This window comes from Streptomyces laculatispora (assembly GCF_017353455.1).
Lineage (GTDB): Bacteria > Actinomycetota > Actinomycetes > Streptomycetales > Streptomycetaceae > Streptomyces > Streptomyces laculatispora.
This window is the reverse complement of the sequence record NZ_JAFMPZ010000334.1, coordinates 1-12412: the sequence shown is the minus strand read 5'-3', so window position 1 is coordinate 12412 and position 12412 is coordinate 1. Positions and strand designations below refer to the sequence as shown.

The window sequence follows — 12412 nt, the reverse complement described above, 5'->3', positions numbered from 1 at the left end:
TACCGGCACGTCGGTCGTGGTCGGCGCGCAGGCACAGGAAGATCACATAGTCGGGTGGGTGGGGGTGGAAGCCGTTCTCAGTGTGGAAGGACAGCGGCACCGATCCGGCGTTGCCGTGGAAGGTCTCCTGCCCCGGCACGGGCACGACGTCCTGCACGAGGGCGCCAGATTTCTCCGCCCGGTAGGCGAGAGGCTCGCCGAGCCCGCAGGCCACCATGGTGAGCACCGCGGCCGAGACACTGGTCTGGCGCTGGACCGAGCCGGGTACGGACGGTGTCGCGGGCAGAGCCGCCTGATCGACGGGCAGGCCGCCGATCACCATGGTGCCGTGCGGGCCGGAGTGCCTTCGGAACCTGCGCACCTCACGGCGCAGCGGGAGCGGAAGGTTCTCCCAGGCGTCCCGGGACCGTGCCACCCACTCGGGGTTGTCGACATGGTCGTGGCCGCCGGTGCACAGGGTGAGGGCCAGCCGTTCGCACGCGTCGGTATCGGCCGGGTCAAGTGTCCAGTCGGCGACGGCAGAGGGTTGCGTGGTGCCGGGCGTCGTCTCGGGCATCAGGGTCTCCTGCCGGAGGTGTGGGCGGTGGTCACGGGGACTCACGAGTGGCGCAGGCCAGCCACGGCGTCGGCGATGTAGTGGTCCCCGAACCGGATCAGGGAGGCGTACTGGGCCGCGCGGCGGTGGCGCATGTGCCGTAGTTCGGCGACGGCGTTGTCGGGGCCTTCGGGTTTCTGAGCGATGGAGCGATGCAGATGCACCATCGAGTACGCGAGGGTGACGTGCCGTTCAGCGTCCACGATGTCGGCTTCCAGGAGAGCACCCCGTGCCTCGGCAAGCCCCGGGTTGCGGGCCGTCAGGTGCTCGTAGGAGTCGGGAAGCGCGGACAGCAGGTCCTTCATCGCCGCCCGGAACAGCTTGTATCCGCGATGCTGGCGCCCGCTCAACGGGACGTCCACCGACGGAGGCGCCATGGTGTGGCGTATCGCCGCCATGTAGTAGTCGGCCGGGACCGTACTGGCGTGGGTCATGGCTGCCGGGAAGCCCCGCACGTACACCGTCGCATCGGCCAGCCGCAGCAGCGCGGCATCGCCGTCGCCCTGCCGCAGATGGCGGGTGGCGTCGGCCACAGCGACCGCGGCGCAGACGTTGAACAGGACATGGACCTGGTGACCGATCAGCCACCGAGCACTCCAGACACTCTCCAACGACGCCCCCGCAGCAGGCTCCGGGACGGCCACCGACGGTACGGAGTCGGGGTCGGCTCCCGGCGCTGTGCCGGTGAGGTCGAGCACCGACTGCCGTATCCCGGCCGTCTCCAGGGCCAGATCGGCACCCGACAGGGGAGCCTCACAAAGGTCTTCCAGGCTGCGGTGGAGGACCATGACACCGTGCAGGGCTGCCTGTTGATCCGAAAGTTCCGCCTCACGGACCCGGAAGAACGACTGACTGATCGACTCCGCCAGCAGTTCCTCACCGGCAACGGCCGGAGCCAGGTCCGACAGCGCGGCTGCCAACTCACCGGCAGCCGCGGCTGCCTGTTGCAGAGCGGTGGTCCGCTCGACAGGTCTGGCATGGGTCGCCAACCCTGCCAGCACGCGCGCGGTGCGTTTTGCCTCAGCATCGACCCGCGGGCCCAGCCCCGGAACGGACCGCCCGCCTCGGGGCTCACGGAAGACAGCGACAGCAGGATGACCGACAACCGGCGATAAGCCCATGGTTGAAGTACTTCGCCAAGAACACTCCACACGAAACCCTGATCTGCAAGATCATTCCTTGTTCAGGCTGGGTGCGAGGGCGCCCGCCGCCGATCCGGGGCATCCGGATGCGGTTCGTGACGTCGGCGAACACCGGTGCTCCCCAAGTCGTCCGGCGGTGATGACGGCGGCCAGGACGTGGGACGAGGCGTGGACCGGAGGTGAATCTTCGTGTCGGGCCGCCGAACGAGGACCGGCTCGTGCCTCGACAGAGGCCGCAATACCTTCCAGCCGTCCCCACGCACATCCGTCAGATCACCACGGCATCCAAGGATCGTCTCACCAGCCTTGATCAACATTTTGAACTCGTCGTACGACACCGCGCGGTGTGCTTCCGGGCGCACAGCAGATGATCACTCGTTCGGGTGCCGGTCGGGTGAAGCGCAGATTCCTGCTCCGCCGACGTGGCCAAGATGATTTCGCTCAGGACTGGGCCGAGTTCTCCGGGATGGGCGGTGTGTCGCATCGGCGTCGAGATGGCGTGCCGTGAGGTTTCACTCTGCCTGCCGACGGCGGCACGGAACAGGTCCGAGCGCGTGGGGCCCGGGACAGACGTCCTGGGTACGGGCGAACGCAGGGATGTAGCTGTGCACCTGACTCCGCATGAGCAGGAACGTTTGATGTTGCACGTGGCGGCGGATGTCGCCGAGAAGCGCCGGTCCAGGGGGGTGCGGCTCAACTACCCGGAGGCCATGGCTTTGTTGATCGTGCATGTCCTGGAGGGGGCCCGGGACGGCAGGACCGTCGCCGACCTCATGTCTTCCGGGCGCAAGGTTCTGTCGAGGGAGGAGGTGATGGAGGGTGTCCCGGAGATGATCGAGAACGTGCAGGTGGAGGCCACGTTCCCCGACGGTACGAAGCTGGTCACTGTCCACAGTCCGTTCCCGGAGGTGGGCGGGGACGAGGGACCGGCGGTCTGGCCGGGGAAGTTGGACTTCTCCACGCGTGAGGGCGACGAGGTAGTGGTCTTCAACGAACGCAACCGGCAGGAAAACCAGGTCACGAAGGTGACGGTCGACAACCCGACCGATCGCCCGGTCCAGGTCGGTTCCCATTACCACTTCGCCGAGGTCAACGACGGGCTGGAGTTCCCTCGCATGGAGGCGTGGGGCAGGCGCTTGAACGTCCCCGCCGGCAGCTCCGTACGTTTCGAGCCCGGCATCACCGAAGTGGTCGAGCTCGTGCCCATCGAGGGCGAGCGCGTGGTCCACGGCCTGCGCGGCAGGATCAAGGGTCTGCCCGAGAAGATCCAGGGCTCCCTCGACAACACCCGAGGTCCGTCCGGCAAGGAGAAGGCGTGAATTCCAGGACCGAGTGCCCCGACTGCTCCTGCTGCCAGGTGGAACCGTCACCTCATGCCCCTCTCCCCCGCGCCGACTACGCCGACCGGTTCGGCCCGACGACCCGCGACCGGATCCGTCTCGCTGACACAGCGCTGCAGATCAAGATCGAGGACGACTGGTCGGGCGGTCCGGGGCGCAGTGGCAACGAGATGGTCTTCGGCGGCGGCAAGGTCATCCGGGAGTCCATGGGGCAGTCCGTTGCTCCGCGTGACCCCGGCAGGGGCACGAACACCACCTCTGCCAAAAGCGGCGCTGTCCTGCCTCCCGACACCGTCATCACGGGTGCCGTCGTGTTGGACCACTGGGGCGTCGTGAAAGCGGATGTCGCCATCCGGGACGGGCACATCATCGCCCTCGGCAAGGCGTACAACCCCGAGACCATGGACCCGCTGCACGGGGGCGGGGTCAGCCACAACGGCATCGGCCCCAAGCCCACCGACTTCGTCATCGGTCCCGACACCGAGGTCATCGCGGGCAACGGCAGGATCCTCACCGCCGGCGGGATCGACACCCACGTCCACTTCATCTGCCCCGACCAGATCGATGAGGCGCTGGCCTCGGGTGTCACCACACTCATCGGCGGCGGCACGGGACCTGCGGAGGGCAGCAAGGCCACCACCGTCACCCCCGGGAGCTGGCATCTCGACCGGATGTTCGAGGCGCTGGACGGTTTCCCGGTGAACATCGGGCTGCTCGGCAAGGGCGCCACCATGTCCAAGGAGTCCATGTACGACCAGGTGGATGCCGGCATCATCGGGCTCAAGGTCCATGAGGACTGGGGCGCCACCCCCGCCGCCATCGACGCGTGCCTGGAGGTCTGCGAGAAGACCGGTGTCCAGCTCGCGCTGCACGCCGACTCGCTGAACGAGGCCGGCTTCGTCCAGGACACCATCAAGGCCATCAAGGGACGTCCCCTCCACATCTTCCACGTGGAAGGCGCCGGAGGTGGTCATGCCCCCGACATGATCAAGATGGTGAGCGAGCCGAACGTGCTGCCCGCCTCCACCAACCCCACCCGCCCGCTGACCATCAACACGGTCAAGGAGCACTTCGACATGGTGATGGTCTGCCATCACCTCAATCCGGCCGTCCCCGAGGACCTGGCCTTCGCGGACTCCCGGATCCGGCCCTCCACGATGGCGGCCGAGGACATCCTCCACGATATCGGCGCCATCTCGATCATGTCCTCGGACGCACAGGCCATGGGCCGCATCGGCGAAATGATCATGCGCACCTGGCAGACCGCGCACGTCATGAAGACCCGCCGCGGCTTCCTGGAAGAAGACCAGCCCGCCGGCAGGCCCGAGATCACGCCGAAGGCCAAGAAGGCCACGGGAGCGACTCCGGTGGACGCGACGCCGGCACCCGAACCGCCCCTGGCCGACAACCGGCGCGCCCGGCGTTACGTCGCGAAGTACACCATCAACCCGGCCCTCGCCCAGGGCATCGACAGCGTCGTCGGGTCGGTGGAGACCGGCAAGCTGGCCGACCTCGTGCTGTGGGAGCCGAAGTTCTTCGGCGTCAAACCACACCTGGTCATCAAGGGCGGACAGATCACCTACGCACAGGTCGGTGACGCCAACGCCTCCATCCCCACCCCCCAGCCGGTCCTGCCGCGCCCCATGTGGGGGGCGGCAGGACTGGCCCCCGGCTCCCTCTCCTTCAACTTCGTCACCGAGCGGGCCCTGAAGAAGGGCCTGGCCAAGGGGCGCCGGCTGAACAAGCAGTTCAAGGCCATCCAGGACACACGCTCGGTCAAGAAGGCCGACATGAAGGAGAACAACGCGACCCCCGACGTGCGAATCGACCCCGACACCTACGAGGTCGTCATCGGCGGGGCCAAGGTGACGGACGTCACCACGTTCGTCGACGACCAGATCGTAGACCGCGCCTTTGTCTCCGAGCTGCCCATGGCTCAGAGGTACTTCCTCTTCTGAGCCCTCCCGCAGCACCTCTCAGTGACACAGAAGGCACGGCAGAGGAAGACCCTACGAAAGGTGGCCTGCACCCTATGATCCGTGCCGCTCTGTTCGTCCTGGCCGACGGCAGGTTCCCCGCCGGAGGACACGCACACTCCGGTGGCGCCGAGGCGGCCGTCGCAGCGGGCCGCATCAAGGACGCGGCCTCGCTGGAGGAATTCTGCCGAGGAAGACTACACACCACGGGCCTGGTCGCGGCGGCCCTGGCCGCCGCGGCTGCGGCCGGCCACGATCCGCTGGCACTGGACGAGGCCGCGGACGCCCGCACCCCAGTACAGGCCCTGAGGGCCACCGCCCGGAAACTCGGCCGCCAGATGATGCGGGCGGCCCGCGCCACCTGGCCGTCGCCCGAACTGGACGAACTGGCCGCAGCACGGCCACAGGGCGCCCACCAGCCCATCGTCCTGGGCCTGGCCGCCCGGTCGGCGGGGCTGGCGCCGCTGGACGCCGCCTGTGCCGTGGCGTACGAAACCGTCAGCGGGCCGGCCACCGCCACGGTGCGGCTGCTGAGCCTCGACCCGTTCGACGCCACCGCCGTGCTGGCCCGCCTGGCCCCGGAGCTCGACCAGGTCGCCGCAGCAGCCGCGGAGGCTGCCCAGCGCATCACCGACGAAGGGGTTGGCGCACTGCCTGCCGCCTCGGCTCCGCTGCTGGACATCACCGCGCAGCAGCACGCCGCCTGGCCGGTTCGCCTCTTCGCCTCCTGACCACCCGCCACGAGACATATGCAAGGAATCCGTATGCACCTCGGTCACGATCTCGACGAGAAGTTTCCCCACCGCCACACCTACAGTGCGGCCGCCGCCGACCATCCCGACGGCACGAGGCGCGCCCTGCGGATCGGCCTGGGCGGGCCGGTCGGCTCGGGCAAGACCGCGACCGTCGCCGCCCTGTGCCGGGCTCTGCGGGCCGAGATGTCCATCGCCGTGGTCACCAACGACATCTACACCCGTGAGGACGCCGACTTCCTGCTGCGCGAAGCCGTCCTGCCGCCCGAACGCATTCAGGCCGTCGAAACGGGAGCCTGCCCGCACACCGCGATCCGCGACGACATCTCCGCCAACCTCGAAGCCGTCGAAGACCTGGAACACGCGGTCGGCCCACTCGACCTGATCCTGGTCGAGTCCGGCGGAGACAACCTCACCGCCACCTTCTCCAAGGGGCTCGTCGACGCGCAGATCTTCGTCATCGACGTAGCCGGCGGCGACGACATCCCACGCAAGGGCGGCCCCGGCGTCACCACCGCCGACCTCCTTGTCATCAACAAGACCGACCTCGCCCCCTACGTCGGTTCCGACCTCGACGCGATGGCGCGGGACGCCAAGGCCCAGCGAGGTGACCTCCCTGTCGCCTTCACCTCCCTCAAGGAGGAGGGAGGCGTCAAACAGGTCGCCGACTGGGCCCGCGAACGCCTCACCCACTGGACCGCAGGCCCAGCATGATTACCACCACGGAAGAAGCCCTGCCGGCCGCCCGGCATGCCGCCGTCGCGGGCGTACAGGCCACGGCCCGCATCACAGCGGCTGTCCGAGGCGGGACCACCACCCTGCCCGTCCTCGACGGCGACGGCCCCTTCGAACTCCGGCGCCTGCGCCCACGCGGCACCGAGGCCCGCGTGTGCGTCGTCGGCGCCATGAGCGCCCCCCTCGGCGGCGACCGGCTACACATCGAAACCACCGTCCAGCAAGGCGCGGTCCTCCACGTCACCTCGGCCGGCGCCACCCTCGCCCTGCGCGGCCCGACCCAGGAACCTGCCACCTACGGCGTGTACCTGACCGTGGCAGAACACGCGGAACTCCACTGGTCGCCTAAGCCGTTGATCTGCGCGGCCGGCTCCCACCTGCGGCAGACGTGGACCATCGACCTCGCTCCCACCGCACGACTCGTCCTGCGGGAAGAACAGATACTCGGACGTACCGGAGAACCGCCCGGCCACGTGACCACACGACTCACCGTCCGGCGCGGCGGAGCTGTGCTCCTCGACCAGGAAGCCGAATACGGTCCCGGCACACCCGCCTGGGACGGCCCCGCCGTCCTCGCCGGCCACCGCGCGACCGGGCAGATCCTCATCGTCGACCCCGCCTTCGAGGACACACCCCCCGAGGCCCGGCTCTACGGCGACACCCCACAGACCGGGTACGCCGCCCTGACACCACTCGCCGGGCCCGCAGTTCTCGTCACCGCCATCGCCCCGCGCGGCCTCCAACTACGCCAACTCCTCGACACAGTAACAACATCACTTCATAGGCCCGCCACAATCAACGACACACACTGAGAGGTCTCCAACGAGTCGCACCGAGGTCCTTCTGCCTCATGGTTGCCATCCATGCCACTTTGGCTGCTACACCAGGGAAGGAACACACGGAAGCCTCCAGGGCTCCCTCGTCGGCAGCGACCTCGGCGTCACCAACGGGCAGCCAGGACAGGGCCGCTGACGAGGGCGTATACGCTCCCGAACACGGTGCTTCGTCGCCCCTACCTGACCCTGCGCCGACCAGGGCCCGCGCGATCGGTTGCGCGCGGCACCGGATCGTGCGGGCCCCTGCCTCGCCGATGCCGCCCTACGAGTACGCGCCGCGGCGGGTCAGGCCCGGGCAGCGGAGTCGCTGTCGGGATGGACGGAAAAGACCTGATCGAGGCCGACGATGCGCAAGATACGCAGCGTGTTGGCAGGGACGGCGGCGAGCACGATATCCGCCCCGGCTGCCTGGGCGTGGTTGCGGGCGGCGATCAGGGCCGCGAGGCCGCTGGAGTCGCAGAACTCCATGCTTCCCAGGTCCAGGACGAGGCGCTGGCCGGGCCGGAGAGCGATCGTGGTGAGAAGTTCGCGCAGTTCACCTGCGCTGTCGAAGTCGAGTTCGCCGGTGATCCCCAGAACGGGACCGGTCATGGCGTATCGGGCGGTGACCTTCAGCGGGCTCATTCGGGAGATGCGATCCTTCTGGAGGCGGGGGCTGGGACGCCGAGGGCGAGCAGAGCGGTGTCGTCGTCGGGGCCGTCACCGAATAGGGCAGCGAAGGCTCGCAGCGCCTCGTCTCCGTACAAAGTGGCGCGGTCCTCGCCGGTGCGGGCTTCGGTGAGACCGTCGGTGTAGAGCAGGAGGGTGTCGCCGGGGGCGAGGGTGGTGGTGGTGGTGGTGAAGCGTGCGGACGGCAGAACGCCGACAAGGAGGCCGCCCGGAGTGGGCAGGAAGTCGGCCGTGCCGTCGGCCCGCAGGATGAGGGACGGCGAGTGGCCGCCCGAGGCGATGCGGACGCTGACGAGCCCGGTCGAGGGGTCGGGATCGATGGTTGCGACGCCACCGAAAACAGCCCGCCGGCGCACGCTCAGCGTGCGTGCCCTGACCTACCGCCTCGACCGCGTCCGCCAGCTCACCGGGGCCGATGAAGTTCCCCCTGTGGACTGGACAGCTTGATACTGGGACGGATGGTCCCAGAGGAAGCAGTCACAGGTAGTGAGCACAAAGAGCAATATGAGTAAGAGGTACACGGCCGAGTTCAAGCGGGACGCGGTCGCTCTGGCGCTGGCCTCGGACAAGACGATCACCGAGGTCGCGAGGGATCTGGGCGTGAGTCCGGAGGGGCTGCGCGGGTGGGTGAAGCAGGCGAAGATCGACCGCGGCGATGGGCCCGCCGGGGCTTTGGCCACTGCGGAGCGCGAGGAGCTGGTCCGGCTGCGGCGGAAGGTCCGTGAGCAGGAGGCCACGATCGATGTTCTGGGAAAAGCGACCGCCTTCTTCGCGCGGGACAAGATGAGGTAGACACCGCGGCACGGTGTCGTTTCATCGATGCGGAGAAGGCATCGGAGGATAATCCCGCAGGTCACAGCGTTGCGTTTCTGTGCCGTGTGCTGGGGGTGCCGCGTTCCACCTACTACGGGCACAGGGCGTCACGGCCGGCCCGGATGGTGCGGGAGCGGGCCGAGGAGGTGCTGGTGGGCGAGATCCGGGCGTTCCACGCCGGATCTCGCGGTGCCTGCGGGGCCCCGCGGATCCACGCCGCCCTGCGGCGGGCCGGGCGGGCGGTGAACTCCAAGAAGGTCGAGCGGCTGATGTGCAAGCACCGGATCGCCGGGATCACCCGCCGCCGGCGTAGGGGCCTGACCCAGCAGGCAAAGCGGGCGGTGTTCGCGCTCGACCTGATCGACCGGGACTTCACCGCTCCCCGGCCCGGAATGCGTCTCGTCGGTGACATGACCGAACTCGTCACGCTGGAAGGGAAGTTGTATCTGGCGACCTGTATCGATCTCGCGACGCGGGAGGTGGCCGGTTGGGCGATGGCCGACCACCACCGCGCCGAGCTGCCGGTCGCTGCCCTGCGGATGGCGGCCGGGCGTGGCGACCTGGAGCACGGTTGCATCATGCATACGGATCGCGGCAGCGAGTACACGAGTGACGAATTCCGCACCGAAATACGCAAGTTGCGCATGAGGCAGTCGATGGGGCGCGTCGGCTCTTGTTACGATAACGCCGCCGCGGAAAGCTGGTTCGCCATCCTGAAAGCGGAGATCGGGACGACCGTATGGGAGACCCGCGAGGCTGCCCGGTCCGACGTATTCCACTACGTCGAGGTCGAGTACAACCGCAGCCGACTCCGCCGGCACCCCGACTACGGATACGTCACCCCACTCGAAACGAGATCCCTGCTCAGGCAGAACCTCGCCCCGGCAGCGTAAACACCCGCTGTCCAGCTCGCGGGGGGAACTTCAGCCTTCTCTTCCCGCTCCTTCTCGGCGTCGGAGAACGATCGGCGGTCGGCGTTGTCGATGGTCAACGTGACCTCGAAGCCCGCGTCTCGGAGTCGCTGCGCGAGGAGTTCGAGCGAGGGGGGTGTAGGTGGCGTGGTCACGGCTGTGCGGGAGGTACCAGCCGTCAAGGTTCCTGCTCCAGCGGAAGGGCTGGCTCTGGGTCCGGCCGTACTCGCGAAGTCGCAGGATCGAGAAACCCAGTGACGTCTGGATGTGCGGCAGGGCGATGTTCACGATGGTGATGTCGAGGACCACCATCAACTGGCACGAGGCGATGACGAGTAGCGCCATCCCATCGCCTCGGCTCCGCTCCGGTGCCTGGGCAGTGCGTGCGGGTGTCGCGTGGGAGCCCGTCATGGGATTGCTTGCGTCGTGAGGGTCACTCGCGGTTCGGTCCCGGGTCGGAAGCGACTCACGGGTGAACGGTCGCGTTCACATTTCGACCCTAGGACGGGGCATCGCGCCCCGCGAATCGATCATTGGGCGACCAGGTCGCCGAGCGGGTGCGTATCGATGTCGGCACGGGGGCGCGACAGGTGCAGCGCCGTGTGGAAGTGGCCTGCCGTCTCCTTGCCGTCCGGATCCTCCCCTGTCGCGGTCACCGCGTCGACGGCGTACCGCTGCTCGGCCGCGCTGGTGAAGCGGCGCTGGATGAAGGTGGCCCCGGCGTACTTCTCCGTGGTCAGGCCGTGGCGGGCGAGGTGCTCGGCGATCGGCGCGTAGGAGCCGGTGCGCAGCACGAACGCGGCGACCCACGGTGGCGGGCCGGCGTTGTCCAGGATCGGCTGGAAGGTGGCTCCGGACAGGAAGCTGGCGCCGCCGGTGATGGTGATGAGGCGTACGTTCCGTGCCGCGTCCAGCAGGGCGGGGGAGGGCGGGGAGGTCTCCAGATTCTCGGCGAACCCGTCGTCGAGCAGGCCGACCGCCCGCGCGTAGGCGATGGCGTGGGGGGCGATGTCGAGGCCGATCACCGGGACGGCGTCCCGTCGGCGGCGGGCCCGGAAGAACGCCCGGTCGTGCTCGATCAGCTCCTGGGTGGTCATGGCCACCGTCCGCGGAGCCGTGTAGCGGGCCCGCAGGCCCTCCAGCGTCACGTCGTGGTTGAGCAGAGCGGCGTTGATCCCGTACGAGCAGCACAGGTCCAGCACCGCGTCGCCCGTACCGCTCAGCCGGAGTGCGGCCAGGCGCCGGAAGACCGGCTGGGCGTGCTGCGGTGTCCGGTAGCCGAACGCCCCCAGTTCGCGGAAGAAGGCTCGGGGATCGGCCCGGTCGTAGATGTCGTCGAACGGGGTCATCGTCCGCTGGACGGGCGCTTCGGCGCCCTCTCCTCGTGCATCGGCCATCGCTCGCGCTCCCCTCGTACCCGGGCCCGCGCCCGTGGTCGCCACAGCCTCCAGCAAGGGGCGCGCGCGGGAAACAGGGCCTCTACGGAACCGGACACGGTCTCGGCGGCAGGGGCCGCGTCTTCGGTGCGGCGCACCGTCGACGGGGCGGTTTTTCGTCCGCCGCCACCAATCGGGACCGGTACGTCGCTGCCTAGTGTTCCCCTCACTCAGCGGCGGCCTGCCGCTCCTTCGGAGGTGACCATGCCCAGTTCCGCAGGCAAGGGGACGCGACGTACACCGAAGCGCGGGGTACGGCCCGTGACCGCTGTGGCGGCGGCGTTCGGTCTCATCGCCACAGCGGCCGCGTGCGGGGGCGGCTCGGCCGGGGGCAGCGTCGGGTCGAGGGTGGTGGTCGCCATCGGCGCCGATCCGGGCAGTCTCAGCCCCACGACGGCGCTGGCCGGCACCGCGCTGGCGATGAACTCCTTCGCCTACGACACGCTCGTGCACATCGCGGCCGACGGTTCGCTGATTCCCGGGGTGGCCGAGAAGTGGACGGTCACCTCCACTTCGGCCCGGTTCACCATCCGCTCCGGGGTGAGCTGCGAGGACGGCTCGGCGCTCACGGCAACGGATGTGGCCGCCGAGTACAACCACATCGCCGACCCGGCGAACCAGTCGCCGATGCTCGGGCTCTCCGTACCCGCCACCGCCGTCGCGAAGGCAGACGAGGCGACGCGCACGGTCACCGTCACCACGACACGACCCGCACCGTTCATCGCGCACATGGCCCGGCTGCTGCCGCTGCTCTGCGAGGAGAGCCTCGCGGCCCCGGCCGCGCTGGCCAAGGCCACCGGGGCGAGCGGCCCGTACCGGCTGACCGAGGCGGTTCCGGGCGACCACTACACGTACGCCCGGCGGGACGGGTACACCTGGGGGCCCGGCGGCGCCACCGGGGAGGACCTTCCCCGCACGGTGGTGTTCAAGGTCGTCGCCAACGAGTCGACCGCGGCCAACCTCCTGATGGCCGGGCAGATCGACATCGCCCAGATCAACGGCGGCGACCAGCAACGCCTGGACGCGGCCGAGGTGAAGAACCGCAGCATCGACGCGCTGTTCGGCCAGCTCATGTTCAACCAGGCCGCCGGGCGTCCGTCCGCCGACCTCGCGGTGCGCCGCGCCCTGATCTCCGTACTGGATCTCAAGGACCTCAGGAACGTCGCCACGGGCGGCAGCGGCACACCCCCCACCGGTATCGGGGAGG

The 12412-nt window shown here is 69.0% G+C and carries 11 protein-coding genes and 3 pseudogenes; 8 read left to right on the top strand and 6 right to left on the bottom strand.

Going from position 1 to position 12412, the window contains the following annotated elements; genetic code table 11:
- A pseudogene (locus tag J1C73_RS18060) lies at positions 1 to 556 on the bottom strand (L-asparagine oxygenase); the annotation flags it as partial.
- Between the two features lie 41 nt (positions 557 to 597).
- Positions 598 to 1716 carry a 3-methyl-L-tyrosine peroxygenase-related protein gene (locus J1C73_RS18055; RefSeq protein WP_207317303.1) on the bottom strand — a complete coding sequence of 373 codons (1119 nt, stop codon included), beginning with the start codon at positions 1714 to 1716 and terminating at the stop codon, positions 598 to 600.
- Positions 1717 to 2342: 626 nt separating this feature from the next.
- Between J1C73_RS18055 and J1C73_RS18050 the strand changes: the two genes are divergently transcribed.
- The 5 genes from J1C73_RS18050 (at position 2343) to J1C73_RS18030 (ending at position 7352) form a co-directional block, all read left to right on the top strand.
- A complete protein-coding gene (locus J1C73_RS18050; RefSeq protein ID WP_307797717.1) occupies positions 2343 to 3056 on the top strand; it encodes an urease subunit gamma in 714 nt (237 codons plus the stop codon).
- Positions 3057 to 3094: 38 nt separating this feature from the next.
- On the top strand, positions 3095 to 5035 hold the full coding sequence (locus J1C73_RS18045; protein ID WP_207317302.1) for an urease subunit alpha: 1941 nt from the start codon (positions 3095 to 3097) through the stop codon (positions 5033 to 5035).
- Between the two features lie 74 nt (positions 5036 to 5109).
- The gene (locus J1C73_RS18040; RefSeq protein ID WP_207317300.1) at positions 5110 to 5784 is read left to right on the top strand and encodes an urease accessory protein UreF; all 675 of its coding nucleotides are present in this window, start codon (positions 5110 to 5112) and stop codon (positions 5782 to 5784) included.
- 33 nt (positions 5785 to 5817) lie between these two features.
- Complete coding sequence (ureG, locus tag J1C73_RS18035) at positions 5818 to 6519, top strand: urease accessory protein UreG (protein WP_207317299.1); 702 nt, start codon at positions 5818 to 5820, stop codon at positions 6517 to 6519.
- Entirely contained in the window at positions 6516 to 7352 is an 837-nt protein-coding gene (locus J1C73_RS18030; protein ID WP_207317298.1) for an urease accessory protein UreD, read from the top strand. The genes ureG and J1C73_RS18030 overlap by 4 nt, the downstream gene beginning before the upstream one ends.
- 309 nt (positions 7353 to 7661) lie before the next feature.
- Here the strand turns inward: J1C73_RS18030 and J1C73_RS18025 are convergent, their stop codons facing one another.
- Both J1C73_RS18025 and J1C73_RS18020 read right to left on the bottom strand, forming a co-directional pair.
- Positions 7662 to 8000, bottom strand: coding sequence for an STAS domain-containing protein (locus tag J1C73_RS18025; RefSeq protein ID WP_207317297.1), 339 nt, complete (start codon positions 7998 to 8000; stop codon positions 7662 to 7664).
- Positions 7997 to 8389, bottom strand: a pseudogene (locus J1C73_RS18020) (PP2C family protein-serine/threonine phosphatase); the annotation flags it as partial. The pseudogene J1C73_RS18020 and the gene J1C73_RS18025, both read right to left, overlap by 4 nt.
- Before the next feature lie 160 nt (positions 8390 to 8549).
- On the opposite strand from J1C73_RS18020, the gene J1C73_RS18015 reads away from it, so the two are divergent.
- The gene (locus J1C73_RS18015; protein ID WP_207317296.1) at positions 8550 to 8837 is read left to right on the top strand and encodes a transposase; all 288 of its coding nucleotides are present in this window, start codon (positions 8550 to 8552) and stop codon (positions 8835 to 8837) included.
- Positions 8838 to 8860: 23 nt separating this feature from the next.
- The gene (locus tag J1C73_RS18010) at positions 8861 to 9751 is read left to right on the top strand and encodes an IS3 family transposase (protein ID WP_307797718.1); all 891 of its coding nucleotides are present in this window, start codon (positions 8861 to 8863) and stop codon (positions 9749 to 9751) included.
- 261 nt (positions 9752 to 10012) lie between these two features.
- Here the strand turns inward: J1C73_RS18010 and J1C73_RS34990 are convergent.
- Both J1C73_RS34990 and J1C73_RS18005 read right to left on the bottom strand, forming a co-directional pair.
- Positions 10013 to 10180, bottom strand: a pseudogene (locus J1C73_RS34990) (MFS transporter); the annotation flags it as partial.
- A gap of 119 nt (positions 10181 to 10299) precedes the next feature.
- The gene (locus J1C73_RS18005; RefSeq protein ID WP_207317295.1) at positions 10300 to 11166 is read right to left on the bottom strand and encodes a hypothetical protein; all 867 of its coding nucleotides are present in this window, start codon (positions 11164 to 11166) and stop codon (positions 10300 to 10302) included.
- A 300-nt stretch (positions 11167 to 11466) separates the two neighbouring features.
- On the opposite strand from J1C73_RS18005, the gene J1C73_RS18000 reads away from it, so the two are divergent.
- Positions 11467 to 12412: ABC transporter substrate-binding protein (locus J1C73_RS18000; protein WP_207317294.1), on the top strand; the 946-nt coding region annotated here is incomplete at its 3' end.

Bases quoted from the DNA above. Each gene is read 5' to 3' on its own strand.
- J1C73_RS18055 (WP_207317303.1), bottom strand. From the start codon at position 1,716: ATGGGCTTATCGCCGGTTGTCGGTCATCCTGCTGTCGCTGTCTTCCGT.
- J1C73_RS18040 (WP_207317300.1), top strand. From the start codon at position 5,110: ATGATCCGTGCCGCTCTGTTCGTCCTGGCCGACGGCAGGTTCCCCGCC.
- ureG (WP_207317299.1), top strand. From the start codon at position 5,818: ATGCACCTCGGTCACGATCTCGACGAGAAGTTTCCCCACCGCCACACC.
- J1C73_RS18030 (WP_207317298.1), top strand. From the start codon at position 6,516: ATGATTACCACCACGGAAGAAGCCCTGCCGGCCGCCCGGCATGCCGCC.
- J1C73_RS18025 (WP_207317297.1), bottom strand. From the start codon at position 8,000: ATGAGCCCGCTGAAGGTCACCGCCCGATACGCCATGACCGGTCCCGTT.
- J1C73_RS18015 (WP_207317296.1), top strand. From the start codon at position 8,550: ATGAGTAAGAGGTACACGGCCGAGTTCAAGCGGGACGCGGTCGCTCTG.
- J1C73_RS18005 (WP_207317295.1), bottom strand. From the start codon at position 11,166: ATGGCCGATGCACGAGGAGAGGGCGCCGAAGCGCCCGTCCAGCGGACG.